This is a genomic window from Allonocardiopsis opalescens (genome assembly GCF_003002095.1).
Classification (GTDB): domain Bacteria; phylum Actinomycetota; class Actinomycetes; order Streptosporangiales; family Streptosporangiaceae; genus Allonocardiopsis; species Allonocardiopsis opalescens.
Window position 1 is genome coordinate 128602 of sequence record NZ_PVZC01000006.1, and the last position, 26116, is coordinate 154717.

Below are 26116 nucleotides of genomic sequence, written 5' to 3' on the forward strand. Positions count from 1 at the left end.
ATGGCCATCAGATGCTCGGGCGGGCCGCCAACCCCTTCGCCGGCTCGACCTCCTCGACGACGTAGGAGCGCACCCGCGGGGCACCGTTGCCGTCCGCGACCACCCGCCAGCTCTGGCGGATGTCGAAGGCCACGGATTCGCTCGTGGCCGCCGGGGGCTTCCAGGTCCTGGCCTGCCAGGTGACGAAGACGCGGACGTCGGCTGTTCCGTCGTCGGCGATGTCGACACCCACCTCGTGCACGGTGTGCTTGGTGTCGAAATAGGTGTTCATCGCGGCGTCGTACCAGCGCGCGAAGCCGTCCCGTCCGTGGAACTCCCCCTCAGGGAACCGCAGGTAGAGCCGGTCCAGGTCGAAGTAGTCGACCATCCGGTCGAACGGCTCCTTGCGGTCCAGTGCCGCGAACCAGGAAACGGCCGCCGTGCGGACCGCCTCCTCACTCGTCAGGCGGTCGGCCGTGTTGCTCGTCATCGGATCCCCTTCGCAGTAAGAAAAGCATCGTCACGTATGGCCGATCTTCTGCCGGGCGCATCCGCGTCCGCTACGACCGTCCTGCCCTTCCGTCAGGTCGGGACCTGGCGACGAATTCGGATTTTCGCCGCAACCCCAGTAAATAGTCACCTCAAGCACCAGATCAAGGTTCGAACGAAACGCCCGCCGTACTTCCGTATGTCGATGCCGATTCCATGTCCGTGAAAGCACCGCGGCAATAGAACGGCGAGGCCCGGGGCTTTACCCGCGGACCTCGCCGGACCATTTTCACGCCGCTGTCAGCCTCCCGGCGCCGGCTCCTTCGCCAGCCCGGCGAAAAGCGCCTCCCACGGCTCCCGGGCGACGCCCGGGTCGGTGTACATCTCGAAGGTGAGACCGACCGCGGCCGGAGAGCTCAGCGCGTGCACGCACGCCTGGGCGACGTCCGACCGGGAGATCTTGCCGTCCCCGCGGTCACCCCGTTCCAAGCGCACCCCCGCGCGGCCGGCGGGCTCGTCGGTGAGCCAGGACGGGCGCACGACCGTGTACGGGAAGCCGCTGGCGCGGACCGCGTCCTCGCCGCGCAGCCGCCAGTCCAGCAGCCGCCCCCACTCGTTGAAGTAGTGGTCGGGGCGCGTCACGTAGATCGAGCTGACCAGGACGAAACGCTCCAACTGGGGCGAGCACGCGGCGAGCACGTTCCTGACGCCCTGGTAGAGGGTGGTCTCGGGCCGGTCCGGACCGCTGTTGGCGGTGCCGGGCTCGACCAGGTAGACCACTCCCGCGCTGCCGGCCAGTGCGGCGTCCAGGCCCCGGCCGTCGCGCACGTCCGCGTCGAAGGTCGCGACTCCGCGGCTGCGAAGGTCGGCCGCCCGGCCTGCCCGGCGGCTCACCACCCGGACCTCGACGCCCTGCGCGAGCAGGTCCGCGACGATGAGCCGCCCCGTCCTTCCAGCACCGCCGACGACGGTGACCGGACTTGTCATCACTCAGCCTCTTCCATGCTCGGGTCGCGCGTCACTGCTGCGGTGCGGTGGCGGCGGTCGGTGGGGTGGCGTCCGCGGAGCCGGCGGGCTCCGCGGGGGCGGTGGGCGCGTCCGCCGGTGTGCCGCGCCTGATCTGCAGGCCGATGAAGCCCACCAGCAGACCGAGCAGGGCGATGACCGACGCCGTCATGAACGCGGTCTGGTAGCCGGCCAGCTGCGCGCCCTCGCCGGAGCCGACGACGGTGGCCGTGATGACGCTGGCCATGATCGCGACGCCGAGGCCGACACCGAGCTGGTAGCTGCCGGTGATGACGCCGGAGGCGACCCCCTGCTGCCGGTCGTCGACGCCCTGCACCCCGGCGATGGTCATCGTCGGGAAGACCAGGCCGTTGCCGATGCCGTGCAGCAGCATGCCCGGGAGCATCAGGCCCAGGTAGTTCGACTCCAAGCCGACGAAGACGAACATGACGATGCCCGCCCCCTGGAACAGCATGCCGATGCCGGCGACCCAGTGCATCGGGATCCTGTTGAGCAGCCACGGGGTGACGACGAGCGCGATCGGCGGGGTCGAAATGCCGACGGGGAGCAGCACCATGGCCGTCTGGAACGGCCCGTAGCCGAGGAGCTGCTGGATGTAGAGGGTGGCCACGAACTGCCACCCCAGGCTGGCCGCGGCGAACAGCACGGCGAGGATGCTCGCGGAGCTGCGCGTCCAGGAGCGGAACAGGCGGAGCGGCACGGTGGGGTCGCTGTGCCTGCGCTCCACCGCGATGAAGATGGCGAACAGCACGACCGCGGCGCCGAGCGCCCCCAGGGTGGAGGCCGCGCCCCAGCCCACCTCGGGCGCCTGCACCAGGCCGAAGATGAGCAGCAGCACCGAACCGGTGATGGTCATCGCCCCGGTGATGTCGTAGCTGCGGCGCTGGCGGCTTTCCGGCTGGTCGGCACGGATGGTCAGCGGGGTGGCGACGATGACCAGCAGTGCCACCGCGACCGGCATGAAGAAGACGAGGCGCCAGTTGGCCTCGGTCAGGATGCCGGAGAGGATGAGGCCAAGGCTGTAGCCGCCGGCCGCCGTCGCCGAGTAGAAGCCGAGCGCCCGGTTGCGCTCCGAGCCCTCGTGGAAGGTCGTGGTGATGATCGACATCGCCGCCGGGGCGGTGAACGCCGCGGCGATGCCCTTCACCACGCGGCTGATGATCAGCAGCTCGCCCGACGAGACCAGGCCGCCGACCAGGCTGGCGACCGCGAAGAGCACCATCGAGGCGAGAAAGACCCGGCGCCTGCCGAACAGGTCGGCCACCCGGCCGCCGAACAGCAGGAGACCGCCGTAGGTGACCGTGTAGCCGGAGACCAGCCACTGCAGCGTGGCGTTCGACAGGCCGAGTTCGTTCTGGATGCTGGGCAGGGCGACACCGACGAGCGAGGTGTCCAAAGCGTCCAGGAACATGGCGGCACACAGTACGAGCAGGAGGAGGTTCCTGTTGCGACTTACAACTTTAGTCATCAGTTTCGCCTTATTGCTTGCAATGAAAGAATTGATCCCGGCCTAAGTGCGAGCGCTGGCCGCAACACCCACCACGTCACGCATTTCGGCCTCGCTGTAGAAGAGGTGGAAGACCGAGCCCCCCGGGTCCAGGGCGGCCGATTCGTCCAGCCCGCCCAGGTCCACCGGCGTCCATCCGGCGTCGCGCACCAGGCCGGCGACCGTCTCGGTCGCGGCCGTGTCGTCGCCAGCGATCGCCATGGCCCAGTAGAAGGCCTGCTCACTGCCGCGCGGCCACAGCAGTTCGTCCGGAATGTGGCTGAACGCACGCACCACGGAGCTGTCGGGCAGCCGGCGCGCCATCCGGCGCCCTTCGGTCAGCCCCGGCTCCAGCGAGGACACCCAGCGCCCGTCCACGTAGGCGAGTTGGTTGGTGGCGTCGATGACGATCTTCCCGACGAGCCGGTCGGCGATGTCGTCGACGACCTCGTCGACCACTTCGCCGGGGACCGCGAGCATGACGATCTCGCCGGCCTCGGCCGCCTCGGCGTGCGTCGCCACGCTGACCCGCTCGCCGAGGCCGGCGAGCGCCGGACCCGCGCGCTGCGGTGATCGCGAGCCGAAGACGACCTCGTGGCCGGCGGCCAGCCACAGCCGGCCGGCCGCCTGGCCGATCTTTCCGGTGCCGATAATGGCCAGGCGTCTGGCGTTCTCTGTCTGAGGCATGGTCGTAGAACACCCCTTATTCCGGGAATGGGGAACTGATTGAACTATGCTCGCCATTGCGGCACCGGGCGAGCGGTTCTCCCCGGTCACGGCGGACTCCGTTAGCTACTCGGCCGCCTGGTGCCCGACCTGTGCCCCGGAGTCCGTTCCCACGGCGGCCGGACCGCGGGAGCCGGGGTGTTCCGGCCGCGCGGGAGGGATCATTCGCGGCTGCGAAATCGGTATCAAGATGACTTGGTCGGCGAATATCCCGCGCGGACATGTCGAAGTGCCGGCTTCCTGGCGGGCGGCGCTTGCCCCGCCCCGGCCGCCCCGCTTGACTGCCGGGCAGCGCGGCTGGCGAGGAGGCACGGTGGACAGGATCCGGCGAGTGGTGACCGGCCTACGCGAAGGGCGGTCGGTGGTCGTCGCCGACCACCTTGTCGATCCGGTACGGGTCGGCCTGTATCCCGACACGGACTTCTTCCTGCTCTGGGGCTTCAACGGCGTTCCCGCGGTCGGCTCCGGCGACGGCGGACCCGAATTCGCCCCCTACTTCCCCGCCCCGGGCGGCACCCGCTTCGTCCTGCTGCGCTGGCCCGCGGACGGCTCCCCCGAGCCGGTCGGGACCGCCGAGGAGCTGACCGAGGAGATGGAGCGGCGCCTGCCGGGCGCGCTGGGCGCGATACACGGCCATCCGCGCGGCCCGCACGCGACCGACACGGTCGACTGGTGCATGGTCCTGGACGGCGACATGCTGATGGCACTGGACGACGGCGAGGTGCGGCTGGGCGCCGGCGACGTGGTGGTCCAGCGCGGCACCCTGCACTCCTGGCGCAACCCCGGCCGGCGGCCCGTGCTGATGCTGTTCGCGCTCATCGGAGCGCACCGCACGCGGTGACCCCGGTCCGGCGGCACGGCCGCCGCGCCGCGTACCGGCGGCATATCCGGTCCGCCGTCATTCCCACCCGAATTCCGGTCGAGCGTTTCTCCACTTAACGAAGAATCAACACACCTTCCGGTCACCGACTTTCGACCTGTCGAAGTACGGTCCCCGCGCACCGGGAGGTCTATTTATTTTTGTCCCCACTTGATTCGCTATGTCCATAGATACCCGCCGCGCACGGAGACCCTTCTGTCCGCTGCACCGACCCATGCACCACAAGCGACGGGAGCCTTCCATGGCGTCCAGAACGATTCTCGTCATCCTCTCGGAGTACGGCTACTGGGGTGAAGAACTCCTCGGGCCGGTCGCCGCCTGCGACGAGCAGGGGTACCAGACCGTCTTCGCCACGCCCACCGGCAAGCGCCCGCAGGCGCTGCCGCCCAGCCTCGATCCCGGCTACGTCGACCCGCCGCTGGGCCGGTCGGTGACCACGCCCGAGGTGGCGGTGGCCGTCGCGGAGCTGGACGCGTCGGACCGGCTGAACGACCCGCTCAGCCTGAGCGCGTGGATCCCCGACCGCCCCTACAACAGCGAGCCGGACTTCCTGCGCCGGATCGAGGGCTACTACCGGGAGCTCGGCCGCATCGACACCGACATCGAGCGCTACGACGCGCTGGTCATCGTCGGCGGCAGCGGGCCGATCGTGGACCTGGCCAACAACGGGCGGGTGCACGAGCTGATCCTGGCCTTCCTGCGCGCCGACAAGCCGATCGTGGCCGAGTGCTACGGGGTGGCCTGCCTGGCCTTCGCCCGCGACTGGGAGGACCGCGACAGCATCATCCGCGGCAAGCACGTCACGGGCCACTGCAAGGAGTACGACTACAAGGACGGCACCGGCTTCATCGGCGTCGACTTCAACATGGGTCCGCCGCCGTACCCGCTGGAGTACATCCTGCGCGACGCGACCGCGCCCGACGGCCGCTACCACGGCAACGTCGGCCACGAGACCTCGGTGATCGTCGACTACCCGTTCATCACCGCCCGTTCCACCCCGGACTCCTTCCTGGCCGGCCAGAAGCTGGTCGAGGTCCTGGAGTCGGGCCTGCGCCGCTACGGCTGGTGACGGTGGCGGGACGGCACCGCACGCGGCCCCAGGCGGGACGCGGCCCACGTACCGAGCACGGCCCGTCCGGCGAGCGCCGGCGGCAAGGAGGCAGCACATGAGCGCCAGACCCGGTAAGCAGGCGATCTTCGAGCAGTTCGCCGCCGACGGCATCACCCACATGTTCGGCAATCCGGGCACGGTGGAGCAGGGCTTCCTGGACGCCTTGGAGGAGGCGCCCGGCATGGAGTACGTCCTCGCGCTCCAGGAGACCGTGGCGCTGGGCATCGCCGACGGCTACGCCCGCGCCTCCGGCGGGCCCGCGCTGGTGCAGCTGCACGTCGGCGTGGGGCTCGGCAACGGCATCGGCATGCTCTACCAGGCGATGCGGGGCCACTCGCCGCTGGTGGTGGTGGCCGGGGACGCGGGCGTGCGCTACGACGCGATGGACGCGCAGATGGCCGCCGACCTGGTGGCGATGGCCCGTCCCGTCACCAAGTACGCCACCCGCGTCACCCACCCCGACTCGCTGCTGCGGGTGCTGCGCCGCGCGGTGAAGACGGCGATGACGCCGCCGCGCGGCCCGGTCTTCGTCGGGCTGCCGATGGACGTGCTGGACGCCGACACCGCCGAGCCGGCCGTGCCCAGCACGGTGCCGTCCCGATCGGTGCTGCCGGTGCCCGCCGAACTGGAGCGGGCGGCCGAGGCGCTGCGCGGCGCCGAGCGGCCCGTCGTGCTGATGGGCGACGGCGTCGCGGTCTCGGGCGCCCAGGAGGAGCTGGTCCGCATCGCCGAGCTGCTGGGCGCACCGGTGTGGGGGGTGGACTCCTCCGAGCTGAACATGGACACCACCCACCCGCTGTACCGGGGCCAGCTGGGCCACATGTTCGGCTCGGTCAGCGGCGCCGCGGTCCGCGAGGCCGACGCGGTGCTGATCGTGGGCACCTACGTGTTCCCCGAGGTCTTCCCGATGCTCGACAGCCCGTTCCGGCCGGACGCGCGAATCGTGCACATCGACCTGGACGCCTACGAGATCGGCAAGAACTTCCCCGTCGACGTCGCCCTGGTCGCCGATCCCAGACCGACCCTGGCGGCGCTGGCCGGCCGGCTGGCCTCCCAGTCGGCCGGCCGTCCAAGCGACGAGGCGCCCGGCGAGTACTGCCCGGTCCAGCCGCAGCCCCGCGCCGACGGGCCGCTGATCGAACTGTTCGCCGCGGAGCTGGCCCGCCAGGCCCCCGAGGACCTGGTCGTCTTCGACGAGGCGCTGACCGCTTCGGGCGGGCTCACCCGGCAGCTGCCGCCCCGCAGGCCCGGTTCCTACTTCGCCACCCGAGGCGGCTCGCTGGGCGTGGGCATCCCGGGCGCGATCGGCGCCAAGCTGGCCAGGCCCGGCGCCGAGGTGGTCGGCTTCACCGGCGACGGCGGCAGCATGTACACGATCCAGGCGCTGTGGACCGCGGCCAGGCACAACGTCGCCGCCAGGTTCGTGATCTGCAACAACCGCAGGTACGGGCTGCTGGACAACAACATCGACCAGTACTGGCGCGAGCGCGGCATCCCCCCGCACGCCTACCCCGGCGGCTTCGACCTGTCGCGGCCGGAGATCGACTTCCCCCGGCTCGCGGGCGCCCTGGACGTGCCCGGGCTGCGGGTCGACAAGCCCGCGCAGGTGGAGTCCGCGGTGGCGCGGATGCTCGCCGCGCCCGGGCCGTTCCTCATCGACCTCGACACGGCATGAGCACCGGCGCGCGACGCCAAGGAGGCAGCAGCAGATGAGCACGGAGGGCGCCCGGCTCACGGGCCGCACCATCGCGATCCTGATGGAGAGCGACTACGTCGAACCCGAACTCCACTACTACCAGCGGCGCTTCGCCGAGGAGGGCGCCAAGGTCGAGTTCCTCACCCGGCTGTGGGGGCAGCCCTCGATCACCTTCCACGGCCACGAGTACCAGCAGCCGTTCACCGTGGACGGCGACCTGGAGGCGGTCGACGCCGAGCGGCTGGCCTCCTTCGACGCGCTGATCGTGCCCTCGGGCATGGTCTCGGACCGGCTGCGCTACACCGAGGACGTCAAGGAGCTGTCCCCGGCGGTGAAGCTGCTGCGCGACGCCTTCGCCCGGCCCGAGGTGCTCAAGGGCATCATCTGCCACGGCCTGTGGCTGGCCGCGCCGATCCCCGAGGTGGTGCGCGGGCGGCGGCTGACCTGCCACAACAATCTCATCGGCGATGCGCGCAACATGGGCGCGGTCTACACCGACCAGGACGTGGTGGTCGACGGCGACCTGGTCACCGGCCGCAGCGCCGGCCACTGCCACCTGTTCGCCCGGATGCTCATCGACCTGGTGGCCGCCAGGACCGCGCCGCGCCGCCCGGCACTGCCCGGCCCCCGCCGCCCGGCCGAGGCCGTCCGCTCGCTCACCGCCGATGCGGCGCCCGCCCCGGTGGCGGCCCCCGTCCGGGCGCCCGCGCCCGCCGCGGTGGCCGCGCCGGCCGCCGCGCCGGCCCCGGCCGCGCCCGAAGGCGCCTACCGGCCCGACTTCACCTTCTCCGACCTGGTCGCCGGCTACGTGACCGACTACGACGCCGACCGGGGCGACCTCGGCCTGCGCACCAGCGACGGCCGCACCGTGCGGGCCAGGGTCGGCCCGACCACCACCGCGGAGTTCCTGCGCAACCTCGGCCACCCCTACGTCGACGCCGGCGCGCACCTGGCCGACCTGCTGGTCCCCGGCCGGCACGTGTTCGCGCACGGCATCTACTACTCCGAGCACGGCGGCCACACCTTCGAGGCCAAGCGGCTGGTCTTCGTCGGCCGCCGGGTCGGCGAGTACGAGTTCGCCGACCCCAACTGGTGGGTGGACCAGCTCAAGGAGCTGGCCCGCTTCTACCGGCGCGCGCAGTTCGGCGAGGGCGAGATCGACTACGCCGACTACCGCACCGTCCTGCGGCTGGGCGGCGACAAGACCGACAGCCACGTGCAGGAGACCGACACCATCTCGCGGCTCATCTACGGGATGTCCTCGGCCTACATGCTCACCGGGGACGAGGACTTCCTGGAGGTGGCCGAGCGCGGCACCGCCTACCTGCGCGACCACATGCGCTTCGTCGACCGCGACGAGGACGTCGTGTACTGGTACCACGGCATCGAGGTCAACGGCGACTCCGAGCGCAAGCTGTTCACCTCCGAGTTCGGCGACGACTACGACGCCATCCCGATGTACGAGCAGATCTACGCCCTCGCCGGCCCCACCCAGCTGTACCGGATCACCGGCGACCGGCGGATCGCCTCCGACATCGACGGCACCCTGCGGCTGATCAAGCGCTTCTTCCGGGACGACGACAAGGGCGGCTACTTCTCCCACATCGACCCGATCCTGCTCAGCCCGCACCACGAGTCGCTGGGCCCCAACCGGGCCCGCAAGAACTGGAACTCCGTCGGCGACCACGCCCCGGCCTACCTGTTCAACCTGTACCTCGCCACCGGCGACGAGGCGCACCGGGCCATGCTGGAGGAGTGCTTCGACCTGATCGCCGAGCACATGCCCGAGGCCGGCAGCCCCTTCGTCCAGGAGCGCTTCCACGCCGACTGGACCCCCGACCGCAGCTGGTTCTGGCAGCAGAACCGCGCCGTGGTCGGGCACAACCTGAAGATCGCCTGGAACCTGATGCGGATGATGTCGGTCACCGCCAAGGACGGCTACCGCGAGCTGGCCGAGCGGATCGGGCGCACCATGCCGGAGTTCGGCAGCGACCGCCAGCGCGGCGGCTGGTACGACGTGGTGGAGCGCACCCGCGCCGAGGGCGAGGGCGTGCACCGCTTCGTCTGGCACGACCGCAAGGCGTGGTGGCAGCAGGAGCAGGCCATCCTCGCCTACCAGATCCTGGCCGGCCACAGCGGCGACGGCGAGTTCCTGCGGCACGCCAGGGAGGCCGCCGCCTTCTACAACGCCTACTTCCTGGACCACGACGAGGGCGGCGTGTTCTTCAACGTGCTCGCCGACGGCACCCCGTACCTGGTCGGCAACGAGCGGTTCAAGGGCAGCCACTCGATGAGCATGTACCACACCGCCGAACTGTGCTTCCTGGCCACCGTCTACGAGCGGCTGCTGATCGACGCCGAACCGCTGACCCTGCACTTCAAGCCGCGCCCCGACGGCTTCGCCGACCGGACGCTGCGGGTCGCACCCGACGCCCTGCCGGCCGGCCGGGTGCGGCTGGAGTGGGTGGAGATCGACGGCCGCCCGTACTCGGCCTTCGACGCCGCCGCGCTGACCGTGAAGCTGCCGGACTCCGAGCACGCGGTGACGGTCCGGGCGCACCTGGCGCCGGTGGAGGGCGGGAGGACGCGAGGGTAGTCCCGCGCTGAGCCGGTGCGGCGCCGCCGTACGGCCGCCGGTCGGGGGCCGGCGCGGGAGGAACGAGAACAGCAGGCACCGCGACCGTCCGGCAGGACGGTTACCAGTCAGGAGTTGATCATGCAGATCGAGAGACAGACGGTCGGGGACGTCACCGTCATCACGCTGGACGGCAGCCTCGACAGCAGCACCGCGCCCCGCGCACGGCTGGACCTGGAGAAGCTGGTGCCCGACGGCGGGCGGGTCCTCCTCGACCTCAGCCGGACCTCGTACATGTCGAGCGCCGGCCTGCGGGTGCTGCTGACCATCTACCGGCAGAGCCAGCGCACCGGCGCCCGGGTGGCGCTCACCGGGGTGCCGCCCGAGATGCGCGAGATCATGGCGGCCACCGGCTTCCTGACCTTCTTCAGCGTCTCCGACACGGTCCAGCACGGCGTTCAGGAACTCACGGCATGACCGGGACATCGAAGCGGGAGTCCTTCCGCGACGTACAGGTCGATCCGCTGCCGCAGCGGATCGACGCGTACCCCACCCAGACGATCGCCGGCTTCCCGGTGCGTCCCGGCCAGGCGCTGCCGTTCGGCGCCACGCCGGTGCCCGGCGGCATCAACTTCTCCGTCTACTCCAACGGCGCCGAGCGGATGACCCTGGTGCTGTTCCGGCCGGGCGAGCCCCGGCCGCTGGCCGAACTGCCGTTCCCGCCGTCCTTCCGGACCGGCGGCGTGTACGCGATGACCGTGTTCGGGCTCGACCCCGAGAGCATCGAGTACGGCTACCGCGCCTACGGTCCGTTCGAGCCCGAGATGGGCCACCGCTTCGACGCCCGCTGGGTGCTCACCGACCCCTACGCCAGGCTGATCGCCGGCCACGAGACCTGGGGGCGGCCGAGCGCGCCCGACGACCCGTACCCGTACCGGGCCCGCGTCCCCTACGGCGACTTCGACTGGGAGGAGGTGGTCTCCCCGGGCCACCGGCACGAGGACCTGGTCATCTACGAGACGCACGTGCGCGGCTTCACCGCCCACCCCGCCTCCGAGACCTCCGCGCCCGGCACCTTCTCCGCCCTGGTCGAGAAGATCCCCTACCTCAAGGGGCTGGGCGTCAACTGCGTCGAACTGATGCCGACCTACGAGTTCGACGAGCTGGACAACCCGCGCACCGATCCGACGACCGGGCGGCGGCTGTACAACTACTGGGGCTACAACCCGCTCGGCTTCTTCGCGCCGAAGGCGTCCTACGCGGCCACCGGCCGCTTCGGGATGCAGGTCGACGAGTTCAAGAACATGGTCAAGGAGCTGCACCGGGCCGGGATCGAGGTCGTGCTCGACGTGGTGTTCAACCACACCGCCGAGGGCAACGAGCAGGGGCCGACCATCTCCTTCCGCGGCCTGGACAACAGCACCTACTACATGCTGACACCGGGCGGCTACTACGCCAACTTCAGCGGCACCGGCAACACGCTGAACTGCAACCACCCGGTGGTGCGCCAGTTCGTGCTGGACTGCCTGCGCTACTGGGTCACCGAGTTCCGCGTCGACGGCTTCCGCTTCGACCTGGCGTCGATCCTCGGCCGGGCCCCCGACGGGTCGGTGCTGCCCAATCCGCCGCTGCTGGAGACCCTGGCCCACGACCCGGTCCTGCGCGACTGCAAGCTGATCGCGGAGGCCTGGGACGCGGCCGGGCTGTACCAGGTGGGCAGCTTCCCGGCCTATGACCGCTGGTCGGAGTGGAACGGCCGCTACCGCGACACCGTCCGCCGCTTCCTCAAGGGCGACGCCGGCACCGTTGGCGACATGGCCACCCGGCTGGCGGGCTCCAGCGACCTCTACGGACGCCGCGGTCCGACCGCCTCCATCAACTTCGTCACCGCGCACGACGGCTTCACCCTGCGCGACCTCGTCTCCTACAACACCAAGCACAACGAGGCCAACGGGGAGGACAACCGGGACGGCGACAACGCCAACAACTCCTGGAACTGCGGCTGGGAGGGCCCCACCGACGACCCCGAGGTGCTGCGGCTGCGCAACCGCCAGAGCCGCAACGCGCTGCTGCTCCTGCTGACCAGCCGCGGCGTGCCGATGCTGCTGTCGGGCGACGAGGTGGGGCGCACCCAGGACGGCAACAACAACGCCTACTGCCAGGACGGGCCGCAGTCGTGGTTCGACTGGCGGCTCACCGAGGAGAACGCCGACCTGCTGCGGTTCACCCGGTGCGCGATCGCGTTCCGGGCGGCCCACCCGGCGCTGCGCCCGCGCTCTGACCGCTCCGCTCCCGTCACCGACCAGCTGTTCCCCGACGTGAGCTGGCACGGCGTGCACGACTGGACCCCGGACTGGTCGGCCGACAGCCGACTGCTCGCGGCGATGTTCTACGCGGGCCTGCCCTCGGGCGCCGAAGTCCAGCACGACTGCGTGTACGTGGCCGCCAACAGCCACTGGGAGGGACAGCGGCTGGAACTGCCGCGGCTCCCCGAGGAGCTGGCCTGGCACACCTTCGCCGACACCGCGGCCGAGGCGCCGCACGACGTGTACGAGCCGGGCCGCGAGGCCCTGCGGGCGGACCAGTCGCGGGCCCTGGTGGGTCCGCGCAGCGTGCTGGTGCTGGTCGCCCGTTCCCGCCTGTAGCCGCCGCACCCGACCGCAGTCCCAGGCACCCGTTGCCGTAAGTGAGGAATCAGCATGAGCTTCTCCGCCACGATGCGACTCGACGACGACGTCGCCACGATCCGGCTGACCGGCGACCTCGACGCCCGGTCCGCCCCGGAGTTCAACGAGCTGGTCAACGAGGCGACCGGCCTCCAGGTCAACCGGATGGTCCTGATCATGGACGAGCTGGCCTACATGTCCTCGGCCGGCCTGCGTTGCCTGGTGTTCGCGCACCAGAAGATGCCGCCGGGACGCGACCTCGTGCTGGTGGGGGCGCGCCCGGAGGTGGTCGAGACCATCAAGCTCACCGGCTTCGACCGCAGCGTCCTCATCGAGCAGTCCACGGAGGCGTGATGCTCGGCCAGCGCCTCTGCTTCGACGAGGGCGCCGCCGTCAACGACCAGGTGGCTGCCTTCGTCGAGCAGCTCGTCGGGATGGCCGACCTGAGCACCGGCCAGGCGTACTGGTTGCGCCTGGCCGCCGACGAGATCACCACCAACATCCTCCAGCACGGCTACCGCGGCGGCGCCGGGCGGGTCGACCTCTACGGCAGCGTCGAGGCCGACCGGGTCTGGCTGCGCATCGAGGACGAGGCCCCCGAGTTCGATCCGCGCTGCCACGACCCCGGCCCGCACCTGGCCACCGCCCCCGCGGAACGCCCGGAGGGCGGGCACGGGCTGCTGCTGGCCCTGACCAAGCTCAACGACTTCGACTACGACTACACCGACGGCCGCAACCGCAACACCCTCATCATGTGGCGCCCCTCACCCTTGCGCCGCTCGGCTGAAACGGAGAATTCCCACGATGTCCGCGACGCGTGTGCTCATCGTCGCCGAGTCCGGTGAGGTCGCACCCGAACTTCACCAGGCACTGCACCCGGACGAATTCAGCGTGCGGGGGGTCTCGGCGGCGCAGCTGTCGGCCGACCTCGCGCCGCACCAGTCCCCCGACATGGTGCTGGTCTCGGCCTCACTGGGCTTACACGAACTGACGCACATCAGCCGGCGCTTCTCCGAGAACGACAGCTCACCGACGATCGTGGTGTACCCGGACGGAGACTTCGCCGCCCTGGAATCATGTGTCCGGGGCGGATACGACTACGTGACACCGCCGTTCCTGCCCAGCCTGCTGCGCAGCCGGATGACGTCGTGCTGGGAGCGCAGCCGGCTGACCCAGACGGTCCAGGAGATGGAGAACCTGGCCAGCCTGCGCGAGTACGAGCGCGAACTCAGCATCGCGCACGAGATCCAGTCGGGCTTCCTGCCCGAGGAGCTGCCCACCCCGGCGGGCTGGGAGCTGGCGACCAGGTTCGAGCCGGCCAGGCAGGTGGCCGGCGACTTCTACGACGTGTTCGAACTGCTGAACGGGCGGCGGCTGGCGCTGCTGGTGGCCGACGTGTGCGACAAGGGCGTCGGCGCCGCGCTGTTCATGGCGCTGATCCGCACCCTGCTGCGGCACACCGCCGAGCACACCGGCAACTGGAACCCGGTGGACAGCCCGCCCGGCTCCCGGCCCGGCGGCGAGCCCGGCGCCGCCCTGCCGCCGATGCTGTCGCTGGGCGCGGGGCCGCTGGTCCAGGCGGTCTCCAGCACCAACCAGTACCTGGCCCGCAACCACCTGCGCCAGGGCTACTTCGCCACCCTCTTCTTCGCCGTGCTCGACCCCGGCTCGGGCAAGCTGCTCTACATCAACGGCGGGCACAACCCCCCGGTGCTGGCCCGCGCCAACGGCGAGCACATCCTGCTCCCCCCCACGGGCCCGGCGGTGGGAATGCTCGCCAACAGCTCCTACACGCTCGGCCACACCAGCATCGGCCCCGGCGACACCCTGTTCATGTACACCGACGGCGTGGTCGAGGCGCGCGGCACCGACGGCCGCCTGTTCGGCAGCGACCGGATGCTGCGGGTGGTGACGCAGCCCGGTCACAGCGCCGAGAAGCTGCTCGGCCTGGTCGACCAGGCCGTCGCCGGCCACGTCGCCGGTGCGGCCCAGTCCGACGACATCACCATGATGGCGCTGCGCCGATCCGACGACTGACCGCCGGTTCCGGGAAGCCCCACGCCGCCGGCACACCCGTGCCGGCGGCGCCACCACCGGCCTCAAGGGAGAGGACCGCATGCTCATCAGGGGAAGCCGGGTGGCCGTCGTGGGCGGCAGCATCGCCGGGTGCGCGGCCGCGATCGCGCTGCGGCGCGCGGGCTGCTCGGTCACGGTGTACGAACGCAGCGGCGCCGAGCTGACGGACCGCGGCTTCGGCATCGCACTGCCGGTGCCGCTGCGCGACGAGCTGGCGGCGATCGGCTACCTCCCGCCCGGGATGCCGGTCCGCCCCTGCCGGGAGCGGGTGTGGATGCTGCGCGACCGCGCCGGCGCGGCGGAGCGGGAGTCGCCTGAGGGCCGGGTGGCCTGGCGGACGCCGCTCGAAGCCTCGTTCGTCAACTGGGGCCTGCTGTGGCGGGCGGTCTGCTCCAGCGTGGCCGACTCCGTGTACCGCAAGGCGCTGGCCGTGGTGGATGTCGCCGTGGACGACGAGGGCGCCACGGTCACGACCGCCGACGGCCGCGGCGAGCGCTACGACGTCGTCGTGGGCGCCGACGGCTACCGCTCGCTGGTGCGCGGACTCGTCGATCCCGCGGCCCGGCCGCGCTTCGCGGGGTACGCGCTGTGGCGCGGGAACTACCCCGTTGCCGACGACCGGACCGCGATCCCCGACGCCCTGGCCCAGGGCACCGTGACGGTGGGCTTCCCCGGCGGCCACGGCGTCTTCTACCTGATTCCGGACTTCCGGCCGAGCGGCACCCGGATGAACTGGGCCGTGTACAGCCGTGTCGCCGAGGCGTCGCGCTTCACCGATCCCACCTCGCTGCCGCCCGGCTCGCTCGACGACGGGCTCACCCGCTTCCTCGACCAACTCCTCACCGACCACTTCCCGCCGGTCTGGGCCGACATCGCCCGGTACGGCGGCCGCGACTCCGTCTCCCTGCAGCCGATCTACGACGTGACCGTCGCCCGCTACGCGGCCGAGCGCGTGCTGCTGGTCGGCGACGCCGCCGCGCTGGCCCGGCCGCACACCGGCAGCGGCGCCACCAAGGCGCTGCAGGACGCGATCGCGCTGGAACGCGTCTGCCGGACCCATACCACCTGGGAGAAGGCGCTGCCGGCCTACGACGACCGGCGCCGCGCCTTCGGCAACGCCCTGGTGGAACTGGGCCGGCGGCTGGGCCTGGCCCAGGTGGAGCGGACGCCCGACTGGGAGGCCATGGCGCCCGCCGAGTTCGAGAGCTGGTTCAGCGCGGTCGTCGGAGGGCGGAGCACACCCTACGACCGGTGAGCGGACCGGGCACGGCGCACAGGCCCGGCGACCGCACTACCGCAGGGCCACCTGCGGCCTCGGGAGTTCGGTCAGCCGGGCGTACAGGTCGTCGGCCAGCTCGGCGAGAGGACGAGGCCCCAGCAGCTCGCCGACCGGGACGCTCAGCTCGAACTCCCGCTCGATCAGGTGCCTGAGCCGCACGGCCGCCAGTGAGTCCAGACCGGCCAGCACCAGCGGCGCCTCGGGCTCCAGATCCTGCGGCGCCATACCGAGGTGGCCGGCGACCACCGCCGTCAAGCGGCGTCGGCATGCGGCCGCCGATCGCAGGGGCCGGGCGCCGCCCCCGGGCGCTCCGGCATCCGGCCCGAGGTCGACGGCCAGCTCCATGACCGTCGCCGCCATGTCCAGGGAACCGGCCCACTCGTCACCGATCGGATCGGGGTCGGTCGGCCGCGCCTGGTCGGCGTTCTCGGCGGCCCTGCTCGGTTTCGGGGCGTCGACCCAGTACCTGCGGCGCTGCCAGGGGTAGGACGGCAGCGGCACGGACCGCCCTTCCGCCTGGACCCGCCGCCACCCCGGCGAGCAGCCGCGAGCGTACACCGCGCCGAGGCTGAGCAGGAGCGATTCCGTCTCAGGCTCGTCACGGCGCAGCGATGGCACGGCCCACGCGTCGGCGCCCTGGGCCGCGATCTCGGACTCGATCGCGGCCAGCAGCGTCGGATGCGGACTGATCTCGATGAACAGGGCGGGGTCGTCCCCGGTGAGTGTGGTGCGGACCGCCGAGGCGAAGCGGACCTGCCGCCTGAGGTTCTCCATCCAGTAGGCGGCGTCGAACTCCGTGCCGGCCGCCGGGCGGTCCATGACGGTCGAGTGCACCGGTGTGCGCCCATTGCGCGGACGCAGGCCGGCGAGCGCGTCCAGCAGGCCCTCGCGCACCGCCTCGACCTGGGGGGCGTGCGAGGCGTAGTCGACCTGGACCATCCGGCAGTAGACGCCGCGGCGGCGCAGCGGCTCCACGATCTTGGCCAGCTCGGCGGGGTCGCCCGACAGCACGCAGGAGTCGGAGCTGTTGACCACGCCGACGCAGACCCGGTCCGCGGCGTCGCCGATCGCCCGCCGCGCCTCCTGCTCGCCGAGCTGGACCGCGCACATCGCGCCCGGCTCGGGCAGCTCGCGCAGCAGGCGGCTGCGCCGGCACACGACGGCCGCCCCGTCGGCGACGGTCAGCGCTCCGGTGGCCGTGGCGGCCGCGATCTCGCCCATGCTGTGCCCGATGACCAGGTCGGGCCGGATCCCCCAGTGCTGCCACAGAGAGGCGAGGGAGACCTGCACCGCCCACAGCATCGGCTGCACCTCGTCCACGGCGGTCAGCGGCCGGTCGTCGTCCAGCCGTTCGACGGGCGACCAGCCGAGTTCGGCGCGGATCGCGCGGTCGCACTCGCGGAAGCGGCGGGCGAACACGCCGCCGCGGGCGAGCAGCTCCCGGCCCATGCCGACCCACTGCGAGCCCTGGCCCGGGAAGACGAACACCACCCGGGGCGGCTTCGCCGCCGGAGCCGTCCCGCCGACCACCGCCGGGTGCGGCGTGCCGTCCCGCAGGGAGCGCAGCGCCTCCAGCAGGGTGTCGGGGTCGCCGGCCACCACCGCGGCCCGGCGGCGGTGGTGGGAGCGCCGGACGGCCGCGCTGTAGGCCACGTCGGCCACCCGCTCGGCCGAGGGCCGCTCGCCGACCAGGTCGGCGTAGCGCCCGGCCAGCTCCGCGAGCGCGCGCGGATCGCGCGCCGAGAGCGGGAGCAGGTAGGGGAACCGGTGCCTGCGGCGCCTGCGCGCGGTGGCCGGGACGGGCACGTCGGCGAGCACCACGTGGGCGTTGGTCCCCGACAGGCCGAAGGAGCTGACGCCGGCCACGAAGCGGCCGGTCTCCGGCGGCTCGTGCACCGTGCGCAGCGCCAGGTCGACCGGCTGGCCGGGGTCCTGGACGACCGGGATGGGCGTCTCGACGTGCAGGGTCCTCGGGATGGTGCGGTGCCGCACCGCCAGCGCGGCCTTGAGCAGGCCGGCCATCCCTGCGGCGCCCTCGATGTGCCCGATGTTGGACTTGACCGAGCCCGCCAGGCAGCGCCGGCCCGGTTCGCGCCCCTCGCGCAGCACCCGTCCGAGCGCGGTCAGCTCCACCCGGTCCCCGTTGGGGGTGCCGGCGCCGTGCGTCTCGACGTAGCGGACCTCGCCCGGGGAGACGCCCGCGTCGCGGTAGGCGGCCCGCAGCATCGCCTCCTGGCCGTCCAGGCCGGGCCCGATCATGGTGCCGCCGGAGCGGCCGTCGTTGTTCACCGCGGACCCGAGGATGGCGGCGTAGACGGGGTCGCCGTCGGCGAGCGCCCGATCCAGCGGTTTGAGGACCAGGGCGACGCCGCCTTCACTACGGACGTAGCCGTCTGCGCCGGCGTCGCCGAAGCGGCACCGGCCGCTGCGGGAGAGCAGGCCGCCGCTGGTCAGCGGGAAGTAGAGATCGGGGCCGACCAGCAGGCTCGCCCCCGCGACGATGGCCGCCTCGATCTCGCCGCTGCGCAGCGCCTGGACGGCGAGGTGTACGGCGAGCAGCGACGAGGAGCAGGTCGCGGCCAGGCCCATGCTCGGTCCGCGCAGGTCCAGCTGGTAGGAGATCCGGCCGGCGGCGATGCCGCAGCTCGCGCCGCCGAGCGAGGCGTGCGCGTCGTACTTGCCGCCCGCGCGCAGCAGGTCCCAGTAGTCGGAGAACAGGCAGGCCGTGTACACGCCGGTGCTGCTGCCGGCCAGCCGCTCGGCGGGGATGCCGGCGTCCTCCAGCGCCTCCCAGGTGCACTCCAGCATCAGCCGGTGCTGCGGGTCCAGCCGGACCGCCTCGTTCGGCGAGATCCCGAAGAAGGCGGCGTCGAAGAGGTCGATACCCGGCAGGAAGCCGCCGGCCCTGCTCGCCACGAGACGTCTGCGCTGGGCGAGGTCCGCCCAGTCGGGAGCCATCAGGCGGTCGGACGGGATCTCGGTGACCGTGTCGCGCTCATGGACGAGGAGCTCCCACAAGCCTGACACGTCGGGGGCGCCGGGGAGTCGGCATGCGGCGCCCACAATGGCGATCGGGCTGTGTCGGCCTGTCATGCCGCCTCCACGTCCGCCAGGACGCTTCGGACCGGACGGAGGGCGTCCTGCGTCATCATCGCGGAGAGGGCGAAGGCGATCTCCCACCCGCAGCCCCGCGCGCCGTTGTGGAAGCCGCGCGCCGTCGAGGTGGCCTCGCCGATGCGGGAGGCGAGCAGCAGCGCGTCGATCAGCGAGGCGGTGAGGTACGGGGCCAGCCAGGGGACCGAGGCGCAGCACTCGTCGGCCTGGGCCAGTGCCCGCCTGAGCTGGAACACGGCGTCACCGGGCCGGCCGTCGGCCATCTCGGCCGCCGCCCGGGTCGCGTGCACGAACAGCGCGGTCTCCCGGTCGGTGCGGTCGACCTCGATCAGCGCGGCGGCCGCCTTGTCGGGCCGTCCGCCCACCGCCATCAGCCAGGCCCGGTAGGCGAGGAGCCGGTTGGGCGCCCCCTCTCCGTCGATCGCGGCGTTGCGCAGCATGGCGGCGGCCGCGGAGACGCGGCGCAGGCCGAAGGCCAGGCACATCGCCCTGGCCAGAGCGGCCGGTGCGGCACCTTCCGCCGAGGCGCTCGGAAGCGCGTCGAGGAAGGCGATACCATCGGCCGCCCTGCCGCGCAGCAGCAGCACATAGGGCCAGACCGACGCGATCTGCTCCGCCTGGCCGTACCACAGAGCGAGCCGGCACAGTTCCTCGGTCCCGTCCAGATCAAGGCGCTCCCAGGCTCGCCGCGCCGCGTCCGCGGCCATCGGGGCGGCCGCGTCGATGCCGTCGCCGTGGTCGGGCTCGGGTTCGGCGATCCGCCACACGCCCTCGTGCGGCGCCATCCTGTCGGGCAGGCCGTGCTCCACCAGCCGGCGCAGGGAACGCGGGCTGCCGCCGGTCACCTCGTACAGCGCCTCGGCCGTGGCCGGGGCCACCGGTCCACCCACCACCTCGGCCAGGATCGTCGACACCTCGCCCAAGCTCAGCGCCGGCAGCCGCAGCGTGCGCAGCCCCGGCTCATAGCCGAACGCGTCGGTGGGGTCGGGGCGGCCCGGCACCGCGGTGTCGGGCCGGCAGATCACCACCACGGCGTCCCCGAACCGGCTGAGGTGGCGCAGGGTCATCAGGCTGGCCTGGTCGACCAGCGGGGCGTCGTCGACGAGTACCACCAGTCGGCGTCCTCCGGCGTGTCCGGCGATCGCCAGGGCGACCTCGCGCTCCATGTCGTAGAGCGAACCGCTGTCGCACAGGCCCGCGGGGAAGGCCGAGCGCAGGGCCGAGAACGGAGCGGGCCCGCACGGAGCGATCCGTGCGACCAGGTCGTGCTTGTGATCGAGCAGTTCGTACGTGCGGGCGAGCATGGTGGTGTGGCCCATGCCGGCCGCTCCGGTGATCATCAGCGGGCCGGTGACCGGCCCGTCCAGCACGGCGCGTATGTGCGCCAACTGTTCGGACCTTCCGACAAAAGTCCACGACATGGCGCGACTCCCCCTTGACTCGGATCGTGGCGCGACCAGCACGGCACCAGTACGGTGCGCGCGGCACCCGAACAGCCGCGGACCACGCGAACAGAACCGCCGACCGTCGCGGCACCGGTAGCGGGGCCGGAATGCGCCGGTCGCGAGGATGTTGCAGTGCCCCAACGATTGTCAGTTGCGCCTAAACCAGTCAACAAAGAAGTAACGAAATAGGGTGAAACGCCCAAATTGGCACCGTATCGATCTTCGGTGACGATAGGACACATGTCCAAAACTAAGGAAACTCACACGGGGAGGTGAAGGACGATACCGGACGGCAGCGTGTCGGGAGCCCCCAACGGCACCAGTCGAACTGATCGAATTCCGATTTGCGGCAGTCGGAAACGGCGTATTCGGACACGGTGCTCTCGCACTTCGTGACCATCCCACCACCGAGCGAAGTCGGAACTCAGCCGGGTGAACTCGGCGATGAGATCCCGCAGTCGCTCGTCGCTCGGCCATTTCGCCGACTCCGCCCGCCAGCGCGCGATGGCGTCCTGGGTGTCGTCCTCCCAATCGAGCAGCCGCTCACGCGCTCTGGGAGAGGTGACCATCCAACGCACGATGTTGCGGTCGGCCGGGGGGAGCCGGTCCCAGTCGTCGTACCACTCCGCCGCGGCACGGTTCCACGCGATCAGTTCGCCGTACTGGTTGGCCGCGTACACCGGGTACGGGCCGGAGCCGACGGCGTCCACGATCTGCCTCAGCAGTTCGTCCGCGGGCTTCTCCGCCGGCTGCGGCTTGACCACGTGGCCGTAGGCGAGGATGTGCATGTAGCCGCGCTCATCCTCGCTCAGCTGCAGCACGCGCGCCAGGCTGTCGAGCACCTCAGGCGAGGGATGGATGTTGCGGCCCTGCTCCAGATAGGTGTACCAGGTAGGGCTGAGGCCGGCCAGCACGGCCACCTCCTCGCGACGCAGGCCGCTGGTGCGCCGGCGGGAGCCCACCGGGATGCCGACCTGCCCGGGACTGATCCGCGCCCGGCGGTTGCGCAGGAACTCCGCCAGCTCGCGCCTGCTCCGATCGTCACCTGACACGACACCTCCTCTCTTCGGGGCTCTCCGCCGGCCCCGGACGGCGCGCCGTGCCAGCCGACGAGATCGGCCGAACGCTCAGGCAGACAATGCTGGCATTTGGGATACCACCCTAAGTTGTTTTTGCAGGGCCGTCGCCTGCCCGACCGTGATCGGCTCGACCGGGGCTTTAATCGTTCGCACCGACACGAATTGATCACCACCGCCCGGAGCCGGGGCACATGACGGCGCCCATCCCGACCTGGAAACCGGCGCGCCCGCACCCGCGCCGGGCCTCCCGCTTCCGCCTCGCCGCCCGGCGGCACCGCGCCCGGGACCGGCCCGCGCTTCCGCCGCGGTCGAGATCAGCGGCACATTCGCGCCGATGCTGGCATTTGCAGTACCACCACAACCCGGCTCTAGGCGTTCCGGCGCGAATGCGGCCACGCTCGTATCTGGCCGTATGAGCCGCCGCGTCGCCGTGAGGAGACCAGGTTGATCACCGTCGACCACAAGAATGGCACACGAAGCCCGCGTGCATTCACCCGGGCCGAACGGAGCCGTGCGGCATGATCCATTATTTCGCCGCCACGGCCGGTGGGCTGCTGGTATTCATCACCTGGCTCAGTGTGCTGCGGACCGTTTTCATCCCCCGCGAGCGCTCCTCGGGGGCCGCCCGGTGGACGCTGAAAGTGGTCTCGTCGGCGGCGCTGCGGACGGCCCGGGCGCTGCGGACCCTCGGCACGGTGCCCGGCAAGGCCGCCGAGCGCGTCCTGGAGACCTACAGTCCGCTCGTCCTGATGGTGATGGCGGCCGGCTGGCTGCTCGGCACCGGGCTGGGCTTCGCCCTGCTGGGCTGGGGCGTCGCCGGCACACCCGCGGCCGGGCTGCCGACCGCCGGGCTCCTGCCAGCGGAATCGGCACCGCAGCCGGTGCAGACCGCCGCCGCCTGGTCCACCATGCTCCTGGTCGCAGTCCTCACCACGCACCTGATCCGCTTGACCGACGCCTACAGCCGTCGCGAGCGGCAGGTCACCCAACTGGCGTCCCAGGCGATGCTGCCCACCGACGCCGAAGCCGTACTCGCCGACTACCTGCGGACCGGGTCCCGCGACAACCTGGACGGCCGCTTCGCCGAGTGGGCGGCCTGGATGTCGGACGTCCAGGGCACCCATCTGGGATACCCGTCCCTGGTCCACTACCGACCGGCCGGCCGCCTGTGCTGGGTGCAGGCCGCCGTGATCGTCCTCGACGCCGCCGCACTGACCCAGGCGATCGCGCCCAACTGGGCACCGCCCAACACCCGCTCCCTCCTGGACGCCGGAACGCGCTGCCTGCGCGGACTGGCCGACCGTCTGGGCCTGATCATTCCGCACGCCGCCGTCAGCCTGCAGGGGCGCGAGGAGCACGAGTTCTCCGCCACCATGCGGCTGGCCATCCAGGCGGGCCTGCCCGCCGAGCGCCACGAGGCCTTGGCACAGGAGGTCTTCCAGGATCTGCGGACCCGGTACGCACCCTATGCGGCCGCCATCGCCACCCACCTCCTCTACGACCAGGACGCGACCAAGTTCATTGACGGGGAAATCGACAGCGCGACCGGAATGGAAATCCGTTGAATCGCTCCGCCGAGTGACCGGTGAGGGCGACCGGAAGGCGTGAGAGCAGGGGCAGAGTGACATGAGTATCGATATCGGAGTGATCCCGGGGCATAGATCCGCCGTCGGGACAGGACAGGAAGAACTGGACCTCTCGACGTTCTGCCAGGACGTATTCTCCTCCTTTCCTCGCAGCGACCAGCGCCGCTGGGGCGAGGTTTACGTACAGGGACTGGTGAGCGTCCCCGGCCGCAAGTCCATCCGGCGCATCTGCGAGCACGTGGTGGGCTGGCGGGCCGACCAGTGCCTCCAGCAACTGGTGAACCAGAGTCCATGGGAGTGGGAGCCGGTGCGCACCCGCCTGGCCGAACTCGTCTCCGCCGCCGTCGAACCGCGGGCGTGGGTGGTGCAGGAGGTCGTCTTCCCGAAGAACGGGGACAGCTCCGTCGGCGTCGCGAAGCAGTTCGCGCACTCGGCCGGACGCCTCCTCAACTGCCAGATCGGTCTCGCGGTGTTCCTGGCCGACGTGGACGGGAGCTGCCCGGTGAACTGGCGGCTGCTCCTGCCCCGCTGCTGGGACGACGACGACCGGCTGCGGTCCCGGGCGCACCTGCCCGAGCACGAGCGGCACCGCTCGCGGTGGCAGCAGCTGCTCGACGCCGTCGACGAGATGCTGGGATGGGACCTCAGCCCGGCGCCCATCGTCGTGGACGCGCACCAGCTCCCCCACGTGGAGCAGCTGCTGGACGGCTTGGAGCAGCGCGGACTGCGCTACGTCGTGCGGGTGCCGGAGAACACCCCGCTCGGCGCCGTCGGCGGCCCGACGGCGCGCGAGGCCGTGCAGGAGGCGACGCGCTACGGCCGGATGACCCTCAGCCGGCGCCCGGTGATGCGCAGCCGCGGCGGCAGCACGCGCTACATCGTCATGACGCAGCCCGCCTCCGCCCGCTACAGCGGCCGGCAGCGCTGGCGCGAGGAGCGGCACCTGGCGGCCGAGATCCCGGCCGGCCGCAACCAGCCCCGGGCGATCTGGCTGACCAACCTGCAGCCGGCTCAGCTGCCTGAGCTGGTGGGCGTGATCGAGTCCGGCCGGCGTTCGACCTCCGACCTGAGCCACCTGGCCGACAACTCGGGCCTGCGCCACTTCGAGGGCCGCTCCTACCGGGGCTGGCACCACCACGTCACGCTCGTGTCCGCGGCGCACGCCTACACGCTGCTGCGCCGGCGGGAAGAGCCCACCGCCGCGGTGCTGTCGCGGCTGCACGGATAGGTGAAAGGCCACGATGCCTTCAGCCGGACCGCATGCGGCGGCCGCCCCCTCCACCGCCGCCGGCGGCGCCAAGGCGCCGCCGGCGGCGGTGGACATCGAGCGGCTGCGCTCGGTCGAACTCTTCGCCCGCCTCTCCGACGACAACCTCCGCTGGCTCGTCGAGGTGGGCCGACCGGTACACCTGGACGACGGCGAGGTCCTGTTCGAGGACGGCGAGCGCGCCCGCTACTTCTACGTGCTGCTGCGCGGCCAACTGGTCATCACCAAGATGAGGGACGGCCGCGAGGAGTTGTACGGGCGGCACACCGCCGACCCGCCCCGCCCCGGCGGCGACGGCCCCGCCGACCGCCGGCAGGACGGACCCGGTCCCGCCGCGCCGGCGGACCCGCCCGACGGCAAGCCGCGAGCGGCCCACCAGTTCACCGGTGAGCTGCCGCTGCTGGTCGACGGCGACTACCTGGCCAAGGCCACCGCCTCGGGCCGCACGGAGCTGATCGCCTACGACAAGCCGACCTTCCTCGAACTCCTGGGGCGCTGCCCCACCATCTGCGCCGTGCTGCTGCCGGTGCTGGCCTGGCGCATCAGGGACTACGAGGCGCGAGCGGGGCACACCACCATGCTCGAAGGGCTCGGCACGCTCGCGGCCGGACTCGCCCACGAGCTCAACAACCCCGCCGCCGCGATCGTCCGCGCCGCGGCGAGCCTCCGCGACGCGGTGCAGGACCTCAGCGACCAGGCGGCGCGCTGGGGCCGGCTCGCCTCCCCCGCCGAGCGGCGGGTGATCGACGGCTTCGTGCGGCACCTGTCCGCCGAACCGCCGGCCGCCCGCGACGCGCTGGAGGCGGCCGAGCTGACCGACGAGGTGGTGGACTGGCTGGACGCCCAAGGCTTCGAGTCGGCCGACGACATCGGCGCCGTCCTGGCCGACAGCGGCGCGAGCCCCGACACGCTGGCGCGCATCGCCGAGTCCGTGCGTCCCGACGCGCTGGAGGCGGCGCTGGCGTGCGCCGCCCAGGTGCTCAACGCCCGGTCCCTGGTGGACGAGATCACCGGTGCGGGCCGGCGCATCGACGCGCTGGTGCGCGCCACCCGCGGCTACACCGACCTCGACCGCGCGCCCGAGCACGACGTCGACCTGCACGACGCGCTGGAGGCGACCCTCACGGTGCTCGCGCCCCGGCTCAGCGGCGTCCGGGTCCAGCGGCGCTTCGGTGAGCTGCCCGCCCTCCCGGCCCGTCCCAGTGAGCTGAACCAGGTCTGGGTGCACCTGATCACCAACGCCGCGGACGCCATGGGCGCCGACGGCGTGCTCACCATCACCACCTCGCGCGAAGGCGACTGCGCGCTGGTGGAGATCCGCGACAACGGCCGGGGCATCCCGCCCGAGCTGCTGCCGTCCCTCTTCCAGCCCTTCTTCACCACGAAGGACATCGGCAAGGGCACCGGGCTCGGCCTGCACCTGTGCCGCGACATCGTGAGCCAGCGGCACGGCGGGTCGATCGAGGTGAGCTCGGTCCCGGGCGACACCCGCTTCACGGTGCGGCTGCCGCTGCGGCACTGAGCGCCACTGCGCGGCACTGAGCGGCACTGCGCGGCACTGAGCGGCGACCCCCTGGGGCGAGGACCCGGGAACCGGACCGGTTCCCGGGTCCTCGCCCGTCCCAGCTGGAATACT

The 26116-nt window shown here is 71.8% G+C and carries 20 protein-coding genes; 13 read left to right on the top strand and 7 right to left on the bottom strand.

The features are described 5' to 3' along the window. Positions 1–7: 7 nt before the first annotated feature. From CLV72_RS20240 to CLV72_RS20255, 4 genes are all read right to left on the bottom strand, one after another. Positions 8–469 (bottom strand): nuclear transport factor 2 family protein, encoded by a 462-nt coding sequence (locus tag CLV72_RS20240; RefSeq protein WP_106248804.1) that lies wholly within the window; start codon positions 467–469, stop codon positions 8–10. A 299-nt stretch (positions 470–768) separates the two neighbouring features. Beyond that, positions 769–1455, bottom strand: a complete 687-nt coding sequence (locus CLV72_RS20245; protein WP_106248806.1) for an SDR family oxidoreductase — start codon at positions 1453–1455, stop codon at positions 769–771. A 31-nt stretch (positions 1456–1486) separates the two neighbouring features. After that, positions 1487–2905, bottom strand: coding sequence for an MFS transporter (locus CLV72_RS20250; protein ID WP_170141049.1), 1419 nt, complete (start codon positions 2903–2905; stop codon positions 1487–1489). Positions 2906–3004: 99 nt separating this feature from the next. Continuing rightward, on the bottom strand, positions 3005–3667 hold the full coding sequence (locus CLV72_RS20255) for an NADPH-dependent F420 reductase (protein ID WP_106248810.1): 663 nt from the start codon (positions 3665–3667) through the stop codon (positions 3005–3007). A gap of 352 nt (positions 3668–4019) precedes the next feature. Here CLV72_RS20255 and CLV72_RS32325 point away from each other — a divergent pair, with 352 nt between their 5' ends. The 10 genes from CLV72_RS32325 (at position 4020) to CLV72_RS20305 (ending at position 15965) form a co-directional block, all read left to right on the top strand. Next, a complete protein-coding gene (locus CLV72_RS32325; RefSeq protein ID WP_170141050.1) occupies positions 4020–4547 on the top strand; it encodes a cupin domain-containing protein in 528 nt (175 codons plus the stop codon). Positions 4548–4827: 280 nt separating this feature from the next. Further along, positions 4828–5655: a type 1 glutamine amidotransferase domain-containing protein gene (locus CLV72_RS20265; protein ID WP_106248815.1), complete on the top strand. Its 828-nt coding sequence runs from the start codon at positions 4828–4830 to the stop codon at positions 5653–5655. Between the two features lie 97 nt (positions 5656–5752). Next, a complete protein-coding gene (locus CLV72_RS20270) occupies positions 5753–7372 on the top strand; it encodes a thiamine pyrophosphate-binding protein (RefSeq protein WP_106248817.1) in 1620 nt (539 codons plus the stop codon). 34 nt (positions 7373–7406) lie between these two features. Continuing rightward, positions 7407–9989, top strand: coding sequence for an AGE family epimerase/isomerase (locus CLV72_RS20275; RefSeq protein ID WP_211302987.1), 2583 nt, complete (start codon positions 7407–7409; stop codon positions 9987–9989). Positions 9990–10109: 120 nt separating this feature from the next. After that, a complete protein-coding gene (locus CLV72_RS20280; RefSeq protein ID WP_106248820.1) occupies positions 10110–10445 on the top strand; it encodes an STAS domain-containing protein in 336 nt (111 codons plus the stop codon). Then, complete coding sequence (gene glgX, locus CLV72_RS20285; protein WP_106248822.1) at positions 10442–12613, top strand: glycogen debranching protein GlgX; 2172 nt, start codon at positions 10442–10444, stop codon at positions 12611–12613. The genes CLV72_RS20280 and glgX overlap by 4 nt, the downstream gene beginning before the upstream one ends. A gap of 54 nt (positions 12614–12667) precedes the next feature. After that, on the top strand, positions 12668–12988 hold the full coding sequence (locus tag CLV72_RS20290; protein ID WP_106248825.1) for an anti-sigma factor antagonist: 321 nt from the start codon (positions 12668–12670) through the stop codon (positions 12986–12988). Then, on the top strand, positions 12988–13479 hold the full coding sequence (locus CLV72_RS20295; RefSeq protein WP_106248827.1) for an ATP-binding protein: 492 nt from the start codon (positions 12988–12990) through the stop codon (positions 13477–13479). Before CLV72_RS20290 ends, CLV72_RS20295 begins: the two co-directional genes overlap by 1 nt. After that, complete coding sequence (locus CLV72_RS20300) at positions 13439–14671, top strand: PP2C family protein-serine/threonine phosphatase (RefSeq protein WP_106248829.1); 1233 nt, start codon at positions 13439–13441, stop codon at positions 14669–14671. Before CLV72_RS20295 ends, CLV72_RS20300 begins: the two co-directional genes overlap by 41 nt. Positions 14672–14750: 79 nt before the next feature. Continuing rightward, entirely contained in the window at positions 14751–15965 is a 1215-nt protein-coding gene (locus CLV72_RS20305; RefSeq protein WP_106248831.1) for an FAD-dependent monooxygenase, read from the top strand. A gap of 36 nt (positions 15966–16001) precedes the next feature. Here the strand turns inward: CLV72_RS20305 and CLV72_RS33690 are convergent, their stop codons facing one another. The 3 genes from CLV72_RS33690 to CLV72_RS20320 form a co-directional block, all read right to left on the bottom strand. Further along, entirely contained in the window at positions 16002–19082 is a 3081-nt protein-coding gene (locus CLV72_RS33690; RefSeq protein ID WP_106248834.1) for a type I polyketide synthase, read from the bottom strand. Beyond that, positions 19079–20491, bottom strand: a complete 1413-nt coding sequence (locus tag CLV72_RS20315) for an ATP-binding protein (RefSeq protein WP_146159501.1) — start codon at positions 20489–20491, stop codon at positions 19079–19081. The genes CLV72_RS33690 and CLV72_RS20315 overlap by 4 nt, the downstream gene beginning before the upstream one ends. Before the next feature lie 317 nt (positions 20492–20808). Next, positions 20809–21600 carry a helix-turn-helix transcriptional regulator gene (locus CLV72_RS20320; RefSeq protein ID WP_106248839.1) on the bottom strand — a complete coding sequence of 264 codons (792 nt, stop codon included), beginning with the start codon at positions 21598–21600 and terminating at the stop codon, positions 20809–20811. Between the two features lie 545 nt (positions 21601–22145). Between CLV72_RS20320 and CLV72_RS20325 the strand changes: the two genes are divergently transcribed. The 3 genes from CLV72_RS20325 to CLV72_RS20335 all read left to right on the top strand — a co-directional run bounded on the left by CLV72_RS20325 (position 22146) and on the right by CLV72_RS20335 (position 26002). Then, positions 22146–23192 carry a hypothetical protein gene (locus CLV72_RS20325; RefSeq protein WP_106248842.1) on the top strand — a complete coding sequence of 349 codons (1047 nt, stop codon included), beginning with the start codon at positions 22146–22148 and terminating at the stop codon, positions 23190–23192. Between the two features lie 61 nt (positions 23193–23253). Beyond that, the gene (locus tag CLV72_RS20330) at positions 23254–24441 is read left to right on the top strand and encodes an IS701 family transposase (RefSeq protein ID WP_106248843.1); all 1188 of its coding nucleotides are present in this window, start codon (positions 23254–23256) and stop codon (positions 24439–24441) included. 13 nt (positions 24442–24454) lie between these two features. Further along, positions 24455–26002, top strand: coding sequence for an ATP-binding protein (locus CLV72_RS20335; protein ID WP_106248845.1), 1548 nt, complete (start codon positions 24455–24457; stop codon positions 26000–26002). Positions 26003–26116 lie beyond the last annotated feature (114 nt).